Consider the following 20,427-nt stretch of genomic DNA (forward strand, 5'->3'; position numbering starts at 1 on the left):
ATAGGGTTTCCTATCGGTTAATTTCTATTTAATGCTCCATTCGTCACTCACATTTGGATCCATTGCAAAATCAGCAGTATCACTTGGAATCGCTTTTTCTTCAGCCGCCCATTCGCCAAGATCGATTAACTGGCAACGTTTGCTACAAAAAGGTCGAAAAGTACTTTCATTTGTCCAAGGCACAGATTTTTGGCAAATCGGACAAGGTACTTCAATAATTTCGTCAGACATTTTTATGTTCCGTTTGTTGTAAATAAAACTGGTGCAATTCTAGCACCTTTTGCTGCAAGTGCGGCAAGTTTTGGGTCAGTTCAGTATCATTATTAATCACATCATCCGCCCATTTTAAACGCTCTTGTTGAGAAACTTGAGAATTCATAATTCGTTGAATTTGTTCAAAATTATTTTTATCCCGTTGCGATGAACGAGCAAGTTGAGTTTGTGGACTCACATCTACTACCAAAATACGATCACAAAGTGCGGTCAATTTATTTTCTATTAATAAAGGGACGACAAATAATGTGTAAGGCGCAGTTTGTTCAGCTAATTGTTGTTTCATTCGTTCACGAATAGCGGGATGTAAAAGATTATTTAACCACAATTTATCTTCATCATGACTAAACACTCGCTCTCGTAAAGCCGCGCGATTAAGCTCGCCTTGTTTCGTTAAAATTTGAGCACCAAAATGTTCAACAATTTTAGACAATAAAGGGGAATCTTTCGCGACGACTTCTCTAGCAACCACATCTGCATCCACTAGAGGTACGCCAAGATTGGCAAATAAATTAGCAATCGTTGTTTTACCACTACCAATGCCACCAGTTAAGCCAACAATATAAGTCATATGATTTCCCATAAAAAAATTTCCAATATTATACAAAATAACGCTAGTAAAAATCAGTTCCAAGCACAATGTTTCGAGAGGCATAACAAATTAGTTTGTCTACATTATCATGCTTTTACATATTGAAAAATAAAAGAAAAATATAACCATGGAAAAATAACAACCCAAAGAAATGCGCTAATGACAACAATAAATTTAAAACTAAAATGCAGCGTTTTATGACGAAAATGTTTCATAGCTAAATGTATTCCCATAAAGCCACCTAAAAGGCTTAGAAGAAAAAACGTTTTTTCAGGAATTCTCCACTCGTTACGCACGGCCCGAATTTTATCTCTCCACATAAAAAAATAAGCGGCGATATTGATCGCCGCTAACCATATAATCAACGAAAGAAAATAAATCATTTCGGATAAACTGGAAGACGTTTACAAATTGCTAATACTTTTTCTTTAGTTTCAGCAATCACTTGTTCTTCATTTTCTTTGCCTAAAGCATCTAAAACATCACACATCCAGCCAGCTAATTCACGCACATCATTTTCATTGAAACCACGGCGAGTCACAGATGGTGTACCTACACGAATACCTGAAGTGACGAATGGTTTTTGCGGATCGTTTGGTACAGCGTTTTTATTCACAGTAATATTTGCTTTGCCTAATGCCGCATCAGCTGCTTTACCCGTTAATCCTTGTTTAATAAAACTTACTAAGAACAAGTGGTTTTCAGTACCATTTGACACAACGTCATAACCACGTTGTTTAAATACTTCAACCATCGCTTTTGCATTTCTCAACACATTTGCTTGGTATTCTTTATATTGAGGCTCTAACGCTTCTTTAAAGCAAACTGCTTTTGCCGCAATAATATGAACTAATGGACCACCTTGGTTTGCAGGGAATACAGATGATTGTAATTTTTTGTAGATTTCTTCATCACCACAAGATGAAAGAATTAAACCACCACGCGGACCGCCCAATGTTTTATGGGTTGTTGTTGTCACAACATGTGCATGAGGCAGTGGATTTGGATATAAACCCGCTGCAATTAATCCTGCTACATGCGCCATATCCACAAATAAATACGCACCGACTTCATCTGCGATTTCACGCATTTTCGCCCAATCCACAATTTGTGAATAAGCCGAGAAACCCGCAACGATAAGTTTTGGTTTACATTCTAATGCTTTTTGACGAACATCTTCATAATCAATTAAGCCATCCGCAGTGATTCCATAAAGCACAGAGTTATAAATCTTGCCGGAGAAACTGACTTTTGCGCCGTGAGTTAAGTGCCCACCGTGAGCCAAATCCATACCTAAAATAGTATCGCCCGCATTAATCAATGCACCATACACCGCAGCATTCGCTTGTGAACCAGAGTGCGGTTGAACATTCACGTAATCTGCACCAAATAATTCTTTCGCGCGGTCAATTGCTAACTGTTCCACAATGTCTGCATACTCACAACCACCATAATAGCGTTTGCCGGGATAGCCTTCCGCATATTTATTGGTGAATTGAGAACCTTGCGCTTCCATCACGCGCGGACTAGCATAGTTTTCAGATGCAATGAGTTCGATATGTTCTTCTTGACGACGATTTTCATCTTGGATCGCTTGCCACAATACTGGATCGTAATCAGCGATAGTCATATTTCTTGTAAACATTGTGTTCTCCTGTTATGTAATTTATGGCAGATAGTTTAACTGTTTATAGATAAAAACTTAATTAAAATTTCATTCCTAAATTTTCATCACTTAAATGAAATTAATTCATCATAATGATATGAACTATTTTTGGAACTCTCGTTCCACAGCTCTGTAACCAATGTCTCGACGATAAAAACGCCCAGACCATTGAATTTGCTCAGCCAATTTTAACGCTTTCTGTTGTGCCTCAAATACGCTTTCACCCAATGCAGTAGCGCAAAGCACGCGGCCCCCATTGGTAACTAACTTACCCGCTTTCACTTCTACGCCCGCCAAGAAAACTTTCTCATTTTCGGCCGCACTTTGAGGCAAACCGCTGATATCATCGCCTTTACGATAATCTCCCGGATAACCTTCTGCTGCTAATACGATACCCAAAGAAGCCTTCGGATTCCATTGGGATTTCACTTCGTCCAATTTGCCATCACAGGCTTGAAGACAAAGTTCCACCAAATCCGATTCCAAACGCAACATAATCGGTTGGGTTTCCGGATCACCGAAACGACAGTTAAATTCGATCACTTTCGGCTGACCATTTGGCATGATCATCAAACCTGCATACAAGAAACCGGTATAAACATTGCCCTCTGCCGCCATGCCGTTGACCGTTGGATAGATCACTTCACGCATCACGCGCTCATGAATTTCAGGTGTCACCACAGGCGCAGGAGAATAAGCCCCCATGCCACCGGTGTTCAAACCGGTATCTTGTTCACCCACACGTTTGTGGTCTTGGCTGGTCGCCATAGGTTCAACATTTTTGCCGTCCACCATGACGATAAAGCTCGCCTCTTCGCCATCTAAAAATTCTTCAATGACCACTCGACTACCGGCTTCACCAAAGGCATTGCCGGAAAGCATATCGCGCACCGCGTCTTCCGCTTCTTGCAATGTCGTCGCGACAATCACGCCTTTGCCTGCTGCTAAACCGTCCGCTTTGACAACAATTGGCGCGCCTTTTTCACGCAAATAAGTCAATGCCGGTTCGACTTCGGTGAAGTTTTGATATTCCGCTGTTGGGATTTTATGACGCGCTAAAAAATCTTTGGTAAAGGCTTTGGAACCTTCTAATTGCGCCGCCGCTTGCGTTGGTCCGAAAATTTTTAAACCGGCTGTACGAAACGCATCCACCACGCCAATCACAAGTGGCGCTTCAGGCCCCACGATCGTTAAACCGATGTGGTTATCTTGGGCAAATTTAACCAACGCAGGAACATCCGTTGCGGCAATATTCACGTTTTCGACCTTTTGTTCTAACGCTGTCCCGGCATTGCCCGGTGCAACGAAAATTTTATCTGCTAATGGAGATTGCGCCGCTTTCCAAGCGAGGGCGTGTTCACGACCGCCGTTTCCGATGATGAGGATGTTCATGTTGTAGTCCTTGTGTATGCTTAATTTAAAAAAGTACGGCTATTTTTTACCTGTAATTCCCCCTCTTTCGTAAAGAGGGGGATAGTTAGATAAATTAATGACGGAAATGACGCATTCCCGTCAATACCATCACCATATTATGCTCATCTGCCGCATCAATCACTTCCTGATCACGCATTGAGCCACCCGGATGAATCACACATTGAATGCCCACTTTCGCCGCAGCATCAATGCCATCACGGAATGGGAAAAATGCATCGGATGCCATCACACAACCGGCTACTTCCAAGCCTTCATCTTGCGCCTTAATGCCGGCAATTTTGGCCGAATACACACGGCTCATTTGGCCTGCACCAATGCCAATGGTTTGGTTATCTTTGGCATAAACAATAGCATTCGATTTCACAAATTTCGCCACTTTCCAACAGAATAATAAATCTTTCAATTCTTGTTCGGTCGGTTGACGTTTACTGACCACTTTTAAGTCATCCAAGCCCACCATGCCTAAATCCGCATCTTGCACCAACAAGCCACCGTTCACGCGTTTGAAATCTAAACGTTGGGTACGTGCTTGCCATTCTCCACATTCAAGCAAACGGACATTTTTCTTACGTTTCACCACTTCAACAGCTTCCGCAGACACTTTCGGTGCGATAATCACTTCCACAAATTGACGTTCTACAATTTCATTTGCCGTTTTTTCGTCTAATTCACGGTTAAAAGCAATGATGCCGCCAAAGGCTGAGGTTGGGTCTGTTTGATAGGCTCGGTTGTAGGCATCTAAAATGTCTTTGCCTAAAGCCACGCCGCATGGATTGGCGTGTTTCACAATCACACAGGCCGGTTCATCAAATTCTTTTACACATTCAAGGGCTGCGTCGGTGTCGGCAATATTGTTATAAGACAAAGCCTTACCTTGCAGTTGGCTAGCGGTAGCCACACTCGCTTCTTTTACATTGAGATCCACATAAAACGCGGCATTTTGATGGGCATTTTCGCCGTAACGCATGGTTTGTTTACGCACGAAATTCAAATTTAAAGTCCGTGGGAATTGACCGCACTTCGCCTCTGCATCTTCTTCAGCGGCAACATGATAAGGTTTCACCAATTGTCCGAAATAATTAGCAATCATGGAATCGTATTGCGCGGTGTGTTCAAATGCTTTGATGGCAAGATCAAAACGGGTTTCCAGGGTTAAGCTGTTTTGATGTTGATCCATTTCGGCAAGAATGGCATCAAAATCCTGATTGTTCACGACAATCGCCACATCTTTATGGTTTTTCGCGGCAGAGCGCACCATGGTTGGGCCACCGATATCAATATTTTCCACGGCATCTTCTAACGTGCAGTTTGGCTTAGCCACGGTTGCGGCAAACGGATATAAATTCACCACCACCATATCAATGCCTTCAATGCCGTGTTGTTGCATGATCGCATCATCCGTACCACGACGACCTAAAATCCCACCGTGCACTTTCGGGTGTAAGGTTTTCACGCGACCATCCATCATTTCGGGAAAACCGGTATAATCAGACACTTCAGTCACTGGCAAACCATGCTGCTCCAACAATTTTGCGGTACCGCCAGTGGAAAGTAGTTTTATACCGCGTTGCACTAAGCCTTGAGCAAATTCTACGATACCGGTTTTATCCGAAACACTCAGTAAAGCCTGACGAATTGGACGATCTGTCATTACATTTTCCTTCATTAAATGGTTAAAAATAGGCTAAATAGATTATAGCGCAAACGTTTGCGTTAATATATGAAAATTGATAAAAATAAATAGTTTTATTTTTATATAACTTAGGTTGAAATTCTTGAGTATGGAATAGATCTTATTTTAGAAAATAGTATATTGTGCGGTTGATATCAGCTAAATCGTATAATTTGGAATTGTTTGACTTAACAAATAAATTTCTTGCCCATCTGATAGGATAAAGCTGAGTGTGATTGAGTCCAGATTTATAAGGAGAGGTGTGGTTTTAGTAATAGATTTTTCCACTTTGGAGTGAATATTTACTAAATCTACTCCTAAAATTCTAAGATTAAATGGTGTTTTATAATGACGTATAGGGAATAAAAAAGCCCTGATTTCAGTAAAATCAAGGCTTTGTAATGTCTTATAGTGATGTATACTTTGCTGTTTGGTGCTCTGGGCGAGACTTGAACTCGCACGACCTGTGGTCACTACCCCCTCAAGATAGCGTGTCTACCAATTCCACCACCAGAGCGTTAATTTTTTATGCTAATCCTATTTTATTGTGGGATGTCGCTATTTTTATTTTCTTTCGCTGGAGCTGTTTGTTGTTGCTGAACTTGCTCTGCAGCTTGTGATAAATCGTCGAAAGCACCTTTTTGAATATTGCCTTTATGTGAATTCATGTTACCTAAAACAAGAGCAATAACAAAAAATGCGGTTGCTAAAATCGCGCTAGTACGTGTTAAAAAGTTACCTGCACCAGCAGAGCCAAACATTGTACCTGATGCGCCACCACCAAAAGATGCGCCAGCGTTCGCTCCTTTACCTTGTTGAACGAGAATAAACCCGATCAAGGCAATCGCGACAACAACATAAATAAATAAAAGAACTTGATACATTTTTTCTCTCTAATTTGCAATTTTGCAAGAAAACTGGTCGTGAATGTTATAGAAAATTCAATTTTCTCGCAAGTGCTTTGCATAAAAAAAATATTAATTGGTTTAACTTTAATCAGTTTGACCGTTTGATTTACTCGATTTTTTTACCGCACTTTTAGGTTTTGTTCTATTGGATTTGATCATTTTAATGCGGCTTAATTGTCTTAATGCATTAAGATCTACAAAACGGACTAAATTAGGCAACATTTGATTCAAGTTATGCATAAATTGCTGATAAGTTGCTTGTTTTTGACTAATGTCTGTGAGTTGTGATTCCCAATGGGCAGTCATATCTGGTTGGGTGGCAATATCGGGTAATGCCTGAATTAAAATTCTTCCAGTTTCTGTGCTATGAATATTTCGCCCTTTTTTAATTAAAAAACCGCGTTTAAAAAGTAATTCAATGATGCCTGCACGAGTAGCCTCTGTGCCCAATCCATCTGTTTCTCGTAGGATTTTTTTGAGATCTTTATCCTGTACAAATCGCGCAATGCCCGTCATTGCTGAAAGCAAGGTTGCATCTGTGAAAGGCTTTGGCGGCTGAGTTTTTTTACTCATCACTTCTCCGCGTTCACAATGCAAAATTTGTCCTTTCTTTACTATTGGTAATAAGGGTTCTTGATTTTCTGTATCGTCTTCTTTGCCTAATAATTCTTTCCACCCAGCCGTTTGTAAATTTCGCGCTTGGGCTATAAAAGTACCTCCGGCAATATTCAACGTAATTTTGCTTTTACGATATTCTGCGTCAGGACAAAATTGCATTAAATATTGGCGAGCGATAAGGCTGTAAATATTACGTTCTTCTTGTGTTAGATTTACTGGACGATTTTTGGCCGTTGGAATGATTGCATGGTGAGCTTCTACTTTTTTATCATTCCAACAGCGATTTCGCTGTTCAGTTGAAATGATATTTGGTAAGACTTGATAAGCTTCACAATGGGTTGAAATTGCATTTAGTACATTGTGTCGTTCGGCAAAATGTTCTTCCGGTAAATAACGACAATCAGAACGCGGATAAGTAATCAAACGATGAGTTTCATATAGGCGTTGGCACGTATCTAATACGGCTTGAGCGGACATACCGAATCGCTTTGCTGCATCAATTTGTAACGCAGAAAGGGAATAAGGCAAGGGCGCCGTTTCTTTTTCACGAACGTCTTTATATTCGGTTACTTCTGCTGGTTGATTTGTAATACGTTTTACAACGTTTTCTGCTAATCCTTTAGAGAGCACCCTGCCATCATCATCCTGGTAATCTTCACAAGCTTTGCTAGGTTGCCATAAGGCACTAAAAAGTGCGGTTGATTTCTCCTGAGTTTTTTCTTCTTTATTATTTGGATTAATCCAAGCTAGCACTTCAAAAAAGTCTTTGGGTTGGAAATGTTCAATTTCCAAATCTCGACGTACAATTAAACCCAGCACAGGGGTTTGCACTCGACCAACCGAAAGCACGCCATCATAGCCAGTTTGTCTGCCACGAATAGTATAGGCTCTCGTCATATTGATGCCATAAAGCCAATCGGCGCGAGCTCGTGCGAGTGCGGATGTGGCAAGAGGAATAAAATTACGGTTGGGTTGTAATTTTTTAACCGCTTTTTCTACCGCACTTGGATTTAGGTCGCTAATCAAGCAGCGTAAAATTTTATCGCGTTTTTCGGCAGATAAATTGGCATAACTGAACACTTCGTCTACAAGTAATTGTCCTTCTCTATCTGGGTCTCCTGCATTAACAAGTGTATCGGCTTGATGGATCAGTTTTTCCACCACAGAAAGTTGTTTTTTTACTTCTTTTCGCGGTAAAAGTTGCCATTTTTCAGGAATGATAGGGAGATGTTCTAAACGCCATTGTTTGAATTTAGGATCATAGGCATCGGGTTCTGCTTGCTCGAGCAGATGCCCTACGCACCAAGTTACCACATCATTATCGCCACATTTAATAAAACCATCACCGCGTTGATGAGGCTTGGGTAACACATCAGCAATAGCGCGAGCTAAGCTTGGTTTTTCGGCGATAAATAAACGCATAATAGTATGAGAAGATTAGTCGATTTGACGACGACCTAGAAAAGAGTGAGTCAGTGTTGTACCGTCCACAGTTTCCAGTTCACCACCGACAGGAATTCCATGAGCGATACGACTCACTTTGATATTGTGCTGGCGGCACATTTCAGCGATGTAGTTTGCTGTTGCATCGCCTTCCACTGTTGGGTTTGTTGCAAGAATCACCTCGTGGAAAGATTCTTCTACTAAACGTTTTTGCAGTAAATCTAAGCCAATTTCACGAGGACCAATACCATCAAGTGGTGATAAGTGCCCCATTAAGACAAAATAACGTCCTGAAAATTGCCCTGTTTGCTCAATGGCTTGAATATCTGCGGGCATTTCAACGACACAAAGCAAACCTGAATTTTGACGGCGTGGATTATTGCAAATGTTGCAAGTGTCTTCTTCCGTGAAGTCTCGACATTGTGAACAATGGCCAATTTTAGACATAGCTTCTGTGAGTGCTCGAGCTAAATTCATTCCACCGCTACGATTACGTTGTAAAAGATGATAAGCCATACGTTGCGCAGATTTAGGCCCTACGCCTGGAAGACAACGTAAGTTTTCAATAAGGTGTTCTAAAAGTGGGCTGCTTTGCATAGTGATTTAATGAGAGGTAAATGAGAGATGACGCGTGAATCGTATATTCACGCGCCTAATAATTAAAACGGAAACTTCATTCCTGGAGGCAATGGCATTCCAGCAGTAACCGATGCCATTTTTTCTTTTTGTAATTCTTCTGCACGACGTACCGCATCGTTAAAAGCGGCCGCGATTAAATCTTCTAACATTTCTTTATCGTCTTCCATTAAAGATGGATCAATGTCAATGCGACGGCAGTTATGTGCACCATTAATTGTGATTTTTACTAAACCAGCACCAGATTCACCCGTTACTTCCAGTTGCGCGATTTCTTCCTGCATTTTTTGCATTTTTTCTTGCATTTGTTGGGCTTGTTTCATTAAGCCACCTAAACCGCCTTTTCCAAACATAATGTTATCCTTTATTAAGTCAAAAATTGCGTGCATTCTAGCGAAAAAATTAATCATTGGGAACAAAGAAATTAATACATGACGCTTGTAAAATCAGTGAAAAATTTAATATTTATCACATTGAATCATAAAGATGATGGTAATAAAAAATCTAATAAAATATAGAACCGAGAGAAAACGAGGATTTCAAATACTTAATCAGTTATCTTTTATTTAAAGTAATTTAGATACGCCTCTTCTAAACGGAAACCCTCACATTTCATTTATCATCAACCTATTTTTTCAATGCCCCCATTATTCCTCTCATAATTTGCTTAGTAATTTGATTTCGAATATTTCGCCCAACTGATTTTGCTACACTGTTAACAATCTGCTCAGTTGGCGATAATTTTTCACCACGCTTTTGCGTACCAAAAATCATTCGGCTCAAACTACCTAAGAAGCCGTTTTCTTCTTCCGCTTGGGCTTGCTCTGCTTGTTTTTGTTGTACCGCAGCTAAATCCGCTTGAGCAGTTAATACTTCAAAGGCAGATTCGTTATCCACGTATTCTTTATAATATGCATAAATATCATCATCTTTCACCCAAGCATTACGTTCATCTGTCGTTAATGGTGAAAGCTGACTTTTTGGCGGATAGATATAGGCAATTTCAACCGGAGTTGGCATACCTTTTTCATCTAAAAATGATACCAATGCTTGCCCTACACCAAGGGTTGAAATAGTCTCAACGACATTCACTGAAGGGTTTGCTCGGAAAGTTTCTGCAGCCGATTTTACGGCTTTTTGATCGCGCGGAGTAAATGCGCGGAGAGCGTGTTGAACACGGTTACCTAACTGCCCTAATACGGTATCTGGCAAATCAAGCGGGTTCTGCGTGACAAAATAGATACCTACACCTTTAGAACGGATCAAACGCACAACTTGTTCTACTTTTTCCACTAATACGCTCGGTGCACCATCAAACAATAAGTGAGCTTCATCAAAAAACATAACAAATTTAGGTTTCTCAGGATCACCCACTTCTGGTAGTTGTTCAAAGAGTTCTGCCATCAACCATAATAGAAATGCACTATACATTCTTGGGGAATTAATCAATTTCTCAGAATTGAGTACATTAATCACCCCTCGTCCATCGCGAGTTTGCATCCAGTCATCTAGATTCAATGCAGGCTCACCAAATAAATTTGTAGCACCTTCATTTTCAAGTGTCAGTAATGCTCGTTGGATTGCACCAACACTTGCGGTCGAAACATTGCCATACTCAACTTGGAAAGTTTTCGCATTCTCTGCAACATATTTCAGCATTGCACGAAGATCTTTTAAATCAATGAGCAATAAACCTTGATCATCTGCCACACGAAATACGAGGTTTAATAATCCTTCTTGCGTAGCATTTAGATTCAATAAACGAGAAAGCAACAACGGACCCATTTCAGAAATAGTTGTTCGTAGAGGAATGCCCGTTTGACCAAAAACATCCCAAAAAGAAACAGGATAGCCATTAAGATAACTTTCATTGCCTAACCCGAACTGCTCAATTCGTTCTGCAATTTTGCCCTGAAATTGACCGCTCTTTACTAAACCAGAAAGATCGCCTTTTACGTCTACTAAAAATACTGGAACCCCATCATCGCTGAAGGCTTCTGCCATTTTACGTAATGTGACAGTTTTACCCGTACCTGTTGCGCCAGCAATAAGACCATGGCGGTTAGCCATTTTGGCCGTGATGCCTAGGATTTTACCTTGTTCTGTGCGAGCGAGATTGTATTGCATAAATGAATTTTCCCTTTATTTTTTATTATATGTAAATGATAAGTAAAAAATGCAATGTGGTCAAAAAGTTAAACATTTTTCAGTTATAATTCAAATTAAATCTCTTTTATACCACTTCAGGACACTAAAATGTCAGAGAATTTTATCGCACCTTCATTGTGTTTTTGCCGTTCTGGCAAAGAGTACAAACATTGCTGTGCGCCTTTTCATTTACACACTGCCGTCCCAGAAAAAGCAGAACAACTCATGCGTTCACGTTATACGGCTTATGTTTTAAAAAATATACCTTATATTGTTGCAACAACTGTGCCAAGCCAACAAACTTTATTAGAGACTCATCTATTGCAAGAATGGGCTGACAACACTACATGGCTAGGATTAGAAATCCTAAAAACAGAAAACCTCACAAAAACTCAAAGTGCGGTGGAATTTAAAGCTATTTTTCAAGGCGAAGAGGGAAAACTAACCCATCAAGAGCGATCAATTTTTGTGAAAATTGAAAACTGTTGGTATTTTGTGGATCCGACCGTATCCTTGCCTACAATGAAACAACCTTGTGTATGTGGTTCTGGTAAAAAATTTAAACATTGCTGTGGGGGATTTTTATGATTTCATTGAAACAATTTAGTTTGCTCTTTTGGAAACGTTTTTCAGAAAATAAACTCAACCAAGCTGCTGGCGCACTAACTTACAGCACGATGCTTGCTATCGTGCCAATGGTGATGGTGATTTTTTCTATATTCTCTGCATTTCCTGTATTCAATGAAGTCACTGGAGAATTGAAAGAAATGATTTTCACCAATTTTGCGCCATCAGCGAGTGATATGGTGGGCGAGTATATCGATCAATTCGTATCAAACTCAAAGAAAATGAGTGTGGTGGGGATTGTGAGTTTAATTGCCGTTGCCTTGATGCTAATTAATAACATCGACCGAACCCTCAATAGCATTTGGCATGATACAAGTATTCGTCCTATTTTTACCTCTTTCGCGATTTACTGGATGATTCTGACTTTTGGACCTCTCCTTATAGGTACAAGTATAGGGATTAGCTCTTATATAAAAGTGGTATTTGAACAATCAGAAACGCTTTCTCTCGGTGTGAAATTGCTCAGTTTATTCCCATTCTTTTTCACATGGTTTATTTTCACATTAATTTATACCATCGTGCCAAATAAGAAAGTGGATATCAGATATTCTGCTTGTGGTGCACTTATTGCTGCTATTTTCTTTACCCTTGGTAAACAAGCCTTTACTTGGTACATCACCACATTCCCTTCTTATCAACTAATCTATGGCGCAATGGCAACATTGCCGATTATGCTATTGTGGATTCAGATTAGCTGGCTAGTTGTGTTGGTCGGGGCACAATTATCTGAAGTATTAGGTGAGTTAAAAGAATAAAAATAGAAAGACCGATTTATCAACATCGGTCTTTTTTATGTAGCTATTTTGCAATCTTTAAGGTTTGATAGAGATAATGACGATAGTCATTCACAAATGCAGGATTAGAAGAATCTTCCAATTTTCCGTTACTTAGTTTACACATTGCCATATTCGCTTTCATAAATTCATCTTCCGCTGATAATCCAGCTACATTCATCAAGACGCCTCCGGCAAAAGCGAGATCTAAAAAATGTTGTTCTTGCTTAAATTGACTCGCACTATTACTTCTTACAACGAATTGGGTCACATAATCGGGATGTGCATAATCCCCTTTCTTCGGAGGGATAACATTATCAAATGCTACTTGGTGATCTCCGAAATAACCTAGAACAAAAGGCTTTTTACGTTCATGTAAATAGTTATTCATTCCTTCAATCGCATCATTCAATGCGACAATACGCTGAGTATAGTCATTCAATGCAGAAATACTTTTAGCCCCTAAATTAGGCATTTGAAGATTAAATGTATTTTCCATGACTAATTCATATGGACCATGTTCTCGCATAGTCAACACATAAACAAACATCGGCTGATCTACATTTTCTAACACAGGATGCTGTTTTTCCAAAATCATTCGGGTGTACTTCATCATTTCTTCGCTACTAATATCCCAAAGATTTTTACTAATAGACGCAGGATAACCAAGGTCTTGCGGCTGTAACATTAAATCAAAACCGAAATGATCATAAGCGGATTTCGCATTGTAGTTACCTTTTGTAAAAGGCGACAAAGCAACACAAAAATATCCTTGAGCTTTTAGATTTTTCACTAAGCCTGATTGCAAGTGCGGTACAACAGAATAAAAAACACCACTTGCTAACGCACCAAAATCTGTCGAAGGCACACCGGCTAAAAAAGCAAATTCTGATTTCCAGGTTGCGCCAGCAAAAGTATGTACACGCAACGGCGAAGCAAATACCGTATCATTTTGGGATTCAAACATGGAAAGTGGTGGAATAGATTGCTGACTAAAAGCAAATTGATGAGGGTTCAGCGTAGATTCCATTAATGTCACAACAATATCGGGTTTTGTTTCAGATAGGTTGTTTGTATCAGATGAAAGTGCGGTCATTTTTTCAATAAAATTTTGGCTATTGCCATCAAAATTTGGTACTTTGAAAAAAATACCGCGGCAAGACATTGGTAAATTTAAAAACACATCTCGACCATCATCGGGCAAAGAATCTAACCAAACTTGCACAGCACTTGGCTTTTTAGAATAATGCCACATCAAGATAAAGCTAACGATAAACAATAACGCTCCAATGCTGTTACCTAATAGCCCTAAAGATCCGACATCATTAAAACCCAAAATCGCATAACCTAATAACGCAAGCAGCCCAATAACGCCAAACAACGCACCTTTATAATGAATTAAGGTTTCCCAATTTCGCCAATCTACCACAAGAAAGAAATCTGAAATTAACAAAGGCTGTTTGTAATAATGAATTTTTAAACGGTGAAATAACATCAGTACCACAAAAAGCACAGATGAAAAATTTAAAGCACGTTGCCATTGGCCAGAAACCATAAGCATCCCGCCAAATAAAAAAGTAAAAAGCGTAATAGCAAAGAAATAAGTCCAACGATAATGAGAGTTTACGATAAAAATCACTGCCGCAATCGTGAATAAAGCTAAGAAAATATAAGCGATCATGAATTTTCCCTATGATGCATAACAGACTAAAATGAGACATGACAATGTCTGTGCACTTTATCACGTAAACGTAATGGATTGAACGGGAAAAGAAAATTATTTGGAGAATTTGAAAATAAAGTGGTGGGCGATACCGGTCTCGAACCAGTGACCCCCTCCTTGTAAGGGAGGTGCTCTCCCAACTGAGCTAATCGCCCGATAATATTAAGGAAAAACCTTAAATTTTCGGTTTATTTAAACACTTTTAAGTGGTGGGCGATACCGGTCTCGAACCAGTGACCCCCTCCTTGTAAGGGAGGTGCTCTCCCAACTGAGCTAATCGCCCACTAGAAAGCGTTTAAATATAAAAGGAAAGTTTGAGCGGAAAGGACACTTTAGAAAAGTGGTGGGCGATACCGGTCTCGAACCAGTGACCCCCTCCTTGTAAGGGAGGTGCTCTCCCAACTGAGCTAATCGCCCGCTAGGTCAAACTTAGTAACATTAAGAACACTTTTTATAGAAGTGGTGGGCGATACCGGTCTCGAACCAGTGACCCCCTCCTTGTAAGGGAGGTGCTCTCCCAACTGAGCTAATCGCCCTTAATGTTGTGGCTTGGCATTATAGGGAGAATGCATTTTCAGTCAATACCTTTTTATTAAATTTTGTTTAATTGTCGTAAAAATAAGCATAAAATGCGCTTTTTTATTTAGAAGTCAAACAAGTCGTAGTAGAATAACGATTAATATTTTATTAAAGATAGGTTATAAAAATGAAACTAGATGCTCCTTTTAATTTAGATCCAAATGTAAAAGTGCGTACTCGTTTTGCTCCTAGCCCTACAGGCTATTTACATGTAGGTGGCGCACGTACCGCACTTTATTCTTGGTTATACGCAAAACATAATAACGGCGAGTTTGTATTACGAATTGAAGACACGGATTTAGAGCGTTCAACACCAGAAGCAACTGCTGCAATTATTGAAGGAATGGAATGGTTAAATCTTCCTTGGGAACATGGCCCTTATTACCAAACTAAACGCTTTGATCGTTATAACCAAGTGATCGATGAAATGATTGAACAAGGCTTAGCATATCGTTGTTACTGTACTAAAGATCGCTTAGAAGAACTTCGTCATACTCAAGAACAAAATAAAGAAAAACCACGTTATGACCGTCACTGCTTACACGATCACAGCCATTCACCAGATGAACCTCATGTCGTACGTTTTAAGAATCCAACTGAAGGTTCGGTCGTATTTGATGATGCCGTACGTGGCCGTATTGAAATTAGCAACAGTGAGCTTGATGATCTTATTATTCGTCGTACAGACGGTTCACCAACTTATAACTTCTGCGTAGTTGTAGATGACTGGGACATGGGCATCACTCATGTGGTACGTGGCGAAGATCATATCAATAACACACCTCGCCAAATCAATATTTTAAAAGCAATTGGTGCACCAATTCCAACCTATGCGCACGTTTCCATGATTAATGGAGACGATGGTCAAAAATTATCTAAACGACATGGCGCGGTGAGCGTAATGCAATATCGTGATGATGGTTACTTACCAGAAGCTTTAATCAACTATCTTGTTCGTTTAGGCTGGGGACATGGCGACCAAGAAATTTTCAGTCGCGAAGAAATGATCAACTATTTCGAATTAGATCACGTTAGCAAATCAGCTAGCGCATTCAATACTGAAAAATTACAATGGTTGAATCAACATTATATCCGTGAATTACCACCAGAATATGTGGCTAAACATCTTGAATGGCATTACAAAGATCAAGGCATTGATACAACTAATGGTCCTGCATTAACTGAAATAGTCACCATGCTTGCGGAACGTTGCAAAACCTTAAAAGAAATGGCTAGTTCAAGCCGCTACTTCTTTGAAGAATTTGAAACCTTTGATGAAGCCGCAGCAAAAAAACATTTCAAAGGCAATGCTGCTGAAGCGCTTGCAAAAGTGAAAGAAAAATTAACCGCACTTTCTAGCTGGGATTTACATTCTACTCACGAAGCAATTGAGCAAACTGCTGCTGAACTAGAAGTGGGCATGGGTAAAGTTGGCATGCCATTACGTGTCGCTGTGACAGGTTCTGGTCAATCGCCATCAATGGATGTTACTCTAGTCGGTATTGGTCGAGATCGCGTACTTGCGCGTATTCAGCGCGCTATTGATTTTATTAATGCACAAAACGCTTAATATTTAATCGGATAACAAACACATAATAAAATCGTATTGACAGCCACATAGTCAAATTTTATCATGTTGCTGTTTTTTATGGGGATATAGCTCAGTTGGGAGAGCGCTTGAATGGCATTCAAGAGGTCGTCGGTTCGATCCCGATTATCTCCACCAAATTCTAATTCTATATAGTATGATATAGTCCGATAAAGCCTTGATATATAATGTATCAAGGCTTTTTTGTTGTTCTAATAAGTCCGATAGAAACTGACCAAATCCACAAATTTTAGTAACACTAATAGTAACACCATGGTATGATAGACTCATATAGTGTTACCAAATCACTTATAACTCAATGATTTATAAAATAAATTTCTAATATTTTAGTGTTACTTCATTTTGGAGGTATCTAATGGCAAGAAGAACAATCCACCAAATTAATAAAGCAAGGTAAAGCACCTTGCTTTTTTTATCTCAGAATTTTTACATTTCAAACTTTAAAGGGTAAAAATAGCACCATTATTAAAGGCGCTATTTATAAAACAATTAACCGTTAAAACTCTCACCTAAACACGATCTAATTTTATTCAACATTTCTTTTAATACTCTCGCTGGTGCTGCAATAATATTACCGCTGCGTAAGTAGCCGTTACCAGCATCAAAATCACAGACTAAACCACCCGCTTCACGCACGATTAAATCGCCAGCAGCGCAATCCCATGCTTTTAAGCCCATTTCAAAATAGCCATCAATACGGTTTGACGCCACATAGCATAAATCCAATGCGGCAGAACCAGTGCGACGGAAATCCGCAGCATCTTCAATTAAGGCATTCATCATTGCAAATTGAGTTGGCATTAATTTTGGTTGTTTGAATGGGAAACCGGTCGCTAAAATTGAACCTTGAATTTCACGTTTACTATCTACACGCAAACGTACTTCATTTAATTTTGCGCCTTCACCACGCACAGCGGTAAATAATTCATTACGGATTGGATCGTAAACAACCCCGACTTCAGTACGATTTTTTACACGAATTGCAATAGACACGGCAAAATGAGGGAGGCCCGTCATAAAATTACGGGTACCATCTAGTGGATCAATCACCCATTGTACATCGCTGTCTTTGCCTTCAAGCGCACCCGTTTCTTCGCTGATGATGGTGTGGTCAGGATAAGATTTACGAATAATTTCAATGATTTCTGCTTCTGCCGCTTTATCAACGTTTGTCACATAATCATTAATACCTTTTTGTGTGCTTTCGATAGCATCACGGCGTTCATAATTTTTAGCAATCACATTGCCCGCTTTTCGTGCCGCACGAATTGCGATATTTAACATTGGATTCATATTTCCACCAGATTTTAAAGAACAGAAAAATTCCGCGCCATTATAGCGAGATTTGCCAAAATAACCAGTTGAAAATTATAAAAAAATGGTTTTTATAGGTTTTCAGGAAAAGTTTGCGATACAGATCGCAAAAATAGCATGAAGTGATTTTTCCATTAATTATTTGCCATTAAAGTGCGGTAGAAAATTGGAGCGTTTTATGCAGAAAGGTGTGACATTAGTGGAATTATTGATTGGGTTAGCCATTATCAGCATTGCGCTGAGTTTTTCCGTGCCATTATGGCAAACGGATTCACCTAAAACGATTTTAGCCAAAGAGCAACATCGCCTGTATTTATTTCTACGTCAAATTCAGGCTCGAGCAGAAAATTCATCGGAAGTGTGGTTTTTACTTATCAATCGTAACCTTGCTACACAACAATGGTGCTTAACAGCACAAGTAAAAAATGATCAAACTTGCGATTGTTTAAACCCAACAAACTGCCCGAAAGAAGCCTATGCTCATTTTTACTATCCTTATTTTCCTAAAAAAACGATGATTCAAAGTCATTATCTTTATCCCAAAGAAATCACGAGGTTTTATGGAGCGCGTAATACGAGTGTTACTCGTTGCTTTATTCTGCAAGCTGAAAATGAACGTACATTATTTTCATTTTTCAATGTTGGCAGTATTCGTTTGAAAACCAATCAAGCGGCTAGTGCATGCAATCAATCATGAAAACATTATTAAAAGGACAAACCCTATTAGCACTGATGATTTCTCTGGCGTTATCGTCTTTATTATTGCTAAGCATTTCGCATTTTTATGTGCAAGTTCAAACTCAAAATCAACAGATGTTATTGCATTTAAAACTACAAGCAGAATTACAACGAACATTACAACTCATCGGTAAAGATCTTCGGCGATTGGGATTTAGAGCATTAAATACAAAAGGAACAGAAAGCAATTTATCTTTATTTGAATTAGATGAACAAGGCACTGCCATTTTCATTAGCCAAGAAGATAACGCTCCAACTAATAGCTGCGTGTTGTTCTTTTATGATTTAAATAAAAATGGATGTATTGGCAAAGATTCACCGAAAACCTGTATGAAAAATGGTAAAAATACATCGAAAAACAGTACAGAAGAATTATTCGGTTATAAAGTGAGTAACAAAATGATAAAAACCAAACTGACTTATCAAAGTGTTATTCCTACTAATTGCACAGCTGAAACTTGTAAACGCGCTTTTCAACAATCGGCTTGCAACTCTGGAGGCGGTTGGACGGATTTATTGGACAACAATGAATACGAAGTCACTACCCTGCAATTTAATTGGTTAATGGAAGGCAAAGGATTAGAAATCAAGTTAAAAGGAAATTTAAAACAACCCCCAAATATCAGTTATGAAACATCCCTTGTCGTTGAGCTTTGGAACCAAAAATAATGACAATACAAAAAGGCATTATTACGCTGACTATTCTGATTTTTATTTCAGGTTTATTAACCGTAATCTTATTGTTGGATGACAGTCATTTAAGTTTTTTTCGTGCGCAACAAAATCAACGAAAACACTATGTAGAAAGAACATTACAACTACAAAAAATGACAGAGGAGAAAAAACAAACTGCCTGCCTTGATTTACCGTTAAATAATAATGAAAGTGTAAAGCAAATCAGCATCACGCTTGATGGCGCCACCGATGCAATTCAATATTTTCTTTGGTGTGAAAGAATGAGCCTATTTAAAAAATCGCCCACAAGAGGCGATAATCAGGGTGCATTGAAAGATTTTATTCACACAGAAAAACTCACAGATTTTCGACCGCGCTTTTCTTCTCCGCCCAAAATTTTAAATGCTAACAAAACACCTAAACTTTATTGGTTTTCAGATTCTCAAGCGGAAGTTGAAATTAATGGCACTGTGTCTGCTGTATTAATTGCAGAGGGAGATTTAAAACTAACGGGCAAAGGACGGATTAGTGGCGCAGTACTCACCAATGGGCATTTAACTTTAGATGGGGTTACTTTAGCCTATGGCAAATCTGTCGTAACAGCCTTAGTGCAACAATATAGTCAATGGCAGCTGGCAGAAAAAAGTTGGAGTGATTTTAATGTTCCAGATGAATAAAGGTATGTCGCTCACTACCCTATTATTTTCTTTGGCTTTATTTAGCGTTTTATTTATTGTTTTCAATCAATGGACGGCAAGCCAAAGAAAACGTGCGGTGAAAACTTATCAAGATTTTCAGGCGATACAGGTTGCGGAGAATCAAGCTCAACGCCAATTTTTAGGATTAGCTTGTGAACAATTGATACAACAAAATGGCTTAACTTTTCGTGTTCAATGTCAAAACGAGCGCGTCATTGTACGTTATCCTATGGGTGAAATTTCGATAAAAACTAAGTAGAATGGCATTGTCTTTTTCTAGATTAAATCATCACAAAAGGTT

At 39.2% G+C, this 20,427-nt stretch carries 20 protein-coding genes and 6 tRNA genes; 8 read left to right on the forward strand and 18 right to left on the reverse strand.

What is annotated here, in order from left to right:
• Window positions 1-24: 24 nt before the first annotated feature.
• The 12 genes from yacG to FE813_RS03930 all read right to left on the reverse strand — a co-directional run bounded on the left by yacG (window position 25) and on the right by FE813_RS03930 (window position 11,369).
• Window positions 25-231, reverse strand: a complete 207-nt coding sequence (yacG, locus tag FE813_RS03875) for a DNA gyrase inhibitor YacG (protein WP_005645697.1) — start codon at window positions 229-231, stop codon at window positions 25-27.
• Window positions 224-844, reverse strand: a complete 621-nt coding sequence (gene coaE / locus FE813_RS03880) for a dephospho-CoA kinase (RefSeq protein ID WP_139989501.1) — start codon at window positions 842-844, stop codon at window positions 224-226. The genes yacG and coaE overlap by 8 nt, the downstream gene beginning before the upstream one ends.
• Before the next feature lie 107 nt (window positions 845-951).
• On the reverse strand, window positions 952-1,248 hold the full coding sequence (locus tag FE813_RS03885; protein ID WP_139989502.1) for a DUF1294 domain-containing protein: 297 nt from the start codon (window positions 1,246-1,248) through the stop codon (window positions 952-954).
• Window positions 1,245-2,510, reverse strand: coding sequence for a serine hydroxymethyltransferase (glyA, locus tag FE813_RS03890; protein WP_005637337.1), 1,266 nt, complete (start codon window positions 2,508-2,510; stop codon window positions 1,245-1,247). The genes FE813_RS03885 and glyA overlap by 4 nt, the downstream gene beginning before the upstream one ends.
• Window positions 2,511-2,633: 123 nt before the next feature.
• Window positions 2,634-3,923 carry a phosphoribosylamine--glycine ligase gene (purD, locus tag FE813_RS03895; protein WP_139989503.1) on the reverse strand — a complete coding sequence of 430 codons (1,290 nt, stop codon included), beginning with the start codon at window positions 3,921-3,923 and terminating at the stop codon, window positions 2,634-2,636.
• Between the two features lie 94 nt (window positions 3,924-4,017).
• The gene (gene purH, locus FE813_RS03900) at window positions 4,018-5,616 is read right to left on the reverse strand and encodes a bifunctional phosphoribosylaminoimidazolecarboxamide formyltransferase/IMP cyclohydrolase (protein WP_139989504.1); all 1,599 of its coding nucleotides are present in this window, start codon (window positions 5,614-5,616) and stop codon (window positions 4,018-4,020) included.
• Window positions 5,617-6,068: 452 nt separating this feature from the next.
• A tRNA-Leu gene (locus tag FE813_RS03905) sits at window positions 6,069-6,154 on the reverse strand.
• Window positions 6,155-6,179: 25 nt separating this feature from the next.
• Window positions 6,180-6,521: a preprotein translocase subunit SecG gene (gene secG / locus FE813_RS03910; RefSeq protein WP_021034373.1), complete on the reverse strand. Its 342-nt coding sequence runs from the start codon at window positions 6,519-6,521 to the stop codon at window positions 6,180-6,182.
• Window positions 6,522-6,629: 108 nt separating this feature from the next.
• Entirely contained in the window at window positions 6,630-8,585 is a 1,956-nt protein-coding gene (locus FE813_RS03915) for a DNA topoisomerase III (RefSeq protein WP_139989505.1), read from the reverse strand.
• A 15-nt stretch (window positions 8,586-8,600) separates the two neighbouring features.
• Window positions 8,601-9,203, reverse strand: a complete 603-nt coding sequence (gene recR / locus FE813_RS03920) for a recombination mediator RecR (RefSeq protein ID WP_005626527.1) — start codon at window positions 9,201-9,203, stop codon at window positions 8,601-8,603.
• Window positions 9,204-9,265: 62 nt separating this feature from the next.
• The gene (locus FE813_RS03925) at window positions 9,266-9,595 is read right to left on the reverse strand and encodes a YbaB/EbfC family nucleoid-associated protein (RefSeq protein WP_005629464.1); all 330 of its coding nucleotides are present in this window, start codon (window positions 9,593-9,595) and stop codon (window positions 9,266-9,268) included.
• A 274-nt stretch (window positions 9,596-9,869) separates the two neighbouring features.
• Window positions 9,870-11,369 (reverse strand): helicase HerA-like C-terminal domain-containing protein, encoded by a 1,500-nt coding sequence (locus FE813_RS03930; RefSeq protein WP_139989506.1) that lies wholly within the window; start codon window positions 11,367-11,369, stop codon window positions 9,870-9,872.
• Between the two features lie 129 nt (window positions 11,370-11,498).
• On the opposite strand from FE813_RS03930, the gene FE813_RS03935 reads away from it, so the two are divergent.
• Window positions 11,499-11,978: a YchJ family protein gene (locus FE813_RS03935; protein WP_139989507.1), complete on the forward strand. Its 480-nt coding sequence runs from the start codon at window positions 11,499-11,501 to the stop codon at window positions 11,976-11,978.
• The gene (locus FE813_RS03940) at window positions 11,975-12,772 is read left to right on the forward strand and encodes a virulence factor BrkB family protein (RefSeq protein ID WP_139989508.1); all 798 of its coding nucleotides are present in this window, start codon (window positions 11,975-11,977) and stop codon (window positions 12,770-12,772) included. Before FE813_RS03935 ends, FE813_RS03940 begins: the two co-directional genes overlap by 4 nt.
• A gap of 43 nt (window positions 12,773-12,815) precedes the next feature.
• Here FE813_RS03940 and lpt6 read toward each other — a convergent pair whose 3' ends face one another.
• From lpt6 to FE813_RS03965, 5 genes are all read right to left on the reverse strand, one after another.
• Entirely contained in the window at window positions 12,816-14,471 is a 1,656-nt protein-coding gene (gene lpt6 / locus FE813_RS03945) for a phosphoethanolamine transferase Lpt6 (protein ID WP_139989509.1), read from the reverse strand.
• A 121-nt stretch (window positions 14,472-14,592) separates the two neighbouring features.
• Window positions 14,593-14,668 (reverse strand) — tRNA-Val (locus FE813_RS03950).
• Window positions 14,669-14,720: 52 nt separating this feature from the next.
• A tRNA-Val gene (locus tag FE813_RS03955) sits at window positions 14,721-14,796 on the reverse strand.
• A 58-nt stretch (window positions 14,797-14,854) separates the two neighbouring features.
• Window positions 14,855-14,930, reverse strand: a tRNA-Val gene (locus tag FE813_RS03960).
• A 43-nt stretch (window positions 14,931-14,973) separates the two neighbouring features.
• Window positions 14,974-15,049 (reverse strand) — tRNA-Val (locus FE813_RS03965).
• Window positions 15,050-15,219: 170 nt separating this feature from the next.
• Here FE813_RS03965 and gltX point away from each other — a divergent pair.
• Both gltX and FE813_RS03975 read left to right on the forward strand, forming a co-directional pair.
• Entirely contained in the window at window positions 15,220-16,662 is a 1,443-nt protein-coding gene (gene gltX / locus FE813_RS03970) for a glutamate--tRNA ligase (RefSeq protein WP_065249948.1), read from the forward strand.
• A gap of 80 nt (window positions 16,663-16,742) precedes the next feature.
• Window positions 16,743-16,818, forward strand: a tRNA-Ala gene (locus FE813_RS03975).
• Between the two features lie 372 nt (window positions 16,819-17,190).
• Here the strand turns inward: FE813_RS03975 and suhB are convergent.
• Window positions 17,191-17,994 (reverse strand): inositol-1-monophosphatase, encoded by an 804-nt coding sequence (suhB, locus tag FE813_RS03980; protein ID WP_139989510.1) that lies wholly within the window; start codon window positions 17,992-17,994, stop codon window positions 17,191-17,193.
• A gap of 199 nt (window positions 17,995-18,193) precedes the next feature.
• Between suhB and FE813_RS03985 the strand changes: the two genes are divergently transcribed.
• The 4 genes from FE813_RS03985 to FE813_RS04000 are packed head-to-tail and all read left to right on the forward strand — an operon-like array spanning window position 18,194 to window position 20,385.
• Window positions 18,194-18,712 carry a type II secretion system protein gene (locus FE813_RS03985; protein ID WP_046941985.1) on the forward strand — a complete coding sequence of 173 codons (519 nt, stop codon included), beginning with the start codon at window positions 18,194-18,196 and terminating at the stop codon, window positions 18,710-18,712.
• Complete coding sequence (locus FE813_RS03990; protein WP_139989579.1) at window positions 18,706-19,422, forward strand: PulJ/GspJ family protein; 717 nt, start codon at window positions 18,706-18,708, stop codon at window positions 19,420-19,422. The genes FE813_RS03985 and FE813_RS03990 overlap by 7 nt, the downstream gene beginning before the upstream one ends.
• Window positions 19,422-20,105 carry a DUF2572 family protein gene (locus FE813_RS03995; protein ID WP_139989511.1) on the forward strand — a complete coding sequence of 228 codons (684 nt, stop codon included), beginning with the start codon at window positions 19,422-19,424 and terminating at the stop codon, window positions 20,103-20,105. Before FE813_RS03990 ends, FE813_RS03995 begins: the two co-directional genes overlap by 1 nt.
• Entirely contained in the window at window positions 20,098-20,385 is a 288-nt protein-coding gene (locus FE813_RS04000) for a DUF5374 domain-containing protein (RefSeq protein WP_180978684.1), read from the forward strand. Before FE813_RS03995 ends, FE813_RS04000 begins: the two co-directional genes overlap by 8 nt.
• Window positions 20,386-20,427: the final 42 nt, after the last annotated feature.

The organism is Haemophilus seminalis (assembly GCF_006384255.1).
Classification (GTDB): Bacteria; Pseudomonadota; Gammaproteobacteria; order Enterobacterales; family Pasteurellaceae; genus Haemophilus; species Haemophilus seminalis.

Bases quoted from the DNA above. Each gene is read 5' to 3' on its own strand.
- gltX (WP_065249948.1), top strand. From the start codon at position 15,220: ATGAAACTAGATGCTCCTTTTAATTTAGATCCAAATGTAAAAGTGCGT.
- glyA (WP_005637337.1), bottom strand. From the start codon at position 2,510: ATGTTTACAAGAAATATGACTATCGCTGATTACGATCCAGTATTGTGG.
- FE813_RS03985 (WP_046941985.1), top strand. From the start codon at position 18,194: ATGCAGAAAGGTGTGACATTAGTGGAATTATTGATTGGGTTAGCCATT.
- suhB (WP_139989510.1), bottom strand. From the start codon at position 17,994: ATGAATCCAATGTTAAATATCGCAATTCGTGCGGCACGAAAAGCGGGC.
- FE813_RS03915 (WP_139989505.1), bottom strand. From the start codon at position 8,585: ATGCGTTTATTTATCGCCGAAAAACCAAGCTTAGCTCGCGCTATTGCT.
- recR (WP_005626527.1), bottom strand. From the start codon at position 9,203: ATGCAAAGCAGCCCACTTTTAGAACACCTTATTGAAAACTTACGTTGT.
- FE813_RS03925 (WP_005629464.1), bottom strand. From the start codon at position 9,595: ATGTTTGGAAAAGGCGGTTTAGGTGGCTTAATGAAACAAGCCCAACAA.
- yacG (WP_005645697.1), bottom strand. From the start codon at position 231: ATGTCTGACGAAATTATTGAAGTACCTTGTCCGATTTGCCAAAAATCT.
- FE813_RS03930 (WP_139989506.1), bottom strand. From the start codon at position 11,369: ATGCAATACAATCTCGCTCGCACAGAACAAGGTAAAATCCTAGGCATC.
- FE813_RS03885 (WP_139989502.1), bottom strand. From the start codon at position 1,248: ATGATTTATTTTCTTTCGTTGATTATATGGTTAGCGGCGATCAATATC.
- coaE (WP_139989501.1), bottom strand. From the start codon at position 844: ATGACTTATATTGTTGGCTTAACTGGTGGCATTGGTAGTGGTAAAACA.
- lpt6 (WP_139989509.1), bottom strand. From the start codon at position 14,471: ATGATCGCTTATATTTTCTTAGCTTTATTCACGATTGCGGCAGTGATT.
- purH (WP_139989504.1), bottom strand. From the start codon at position 5,616: ATGACAGATCGTCCAATTCGTCAGGCTTTACTGAGTGTTTCGGATAAA.
- secG (WP_021034373.1), bottom strand. From the start codon at position 6,521: ATGTATCAAGTTCTTTTATTTATTTATGTTGTTGTCGCGATTGCCTTG.
- FE813_RS03995 (WP_139989511.1), top strand. From the start codon at position 19,422: ATGACAATACAAAAAGGCATTATTACGCTGACTATTCTGATTTTTATT.
- FE813_RS03940 (WP_139989508.1), top strand. From the start codon at position 11,975: ATGATTTCATTGAAACAATTTAGTTTGCTCTTTTGGAAACGTTTTTCA.
- FE813_RS04000 (WP_180978684.1), top strand. From the start codon at position 20,098: ATGAATAAAGGTATGTCGCTCACTACCCTATTATTTTCTTTGGCTTTA.
- FE813_RS03935 (WP_139989507.1), top strand. From the start codon at position 11,499: ATGTCAGAGAATTTTATCGCACCTTCATTGTGTTTTTGCCGTTCTGGC.
- purD (WP_139989503.1), bottom strand. From the start codon at position 3,923: ATGAACATCCTCATCATCGGAAACGGCGGTCGTGAACACGCCCTCGCT.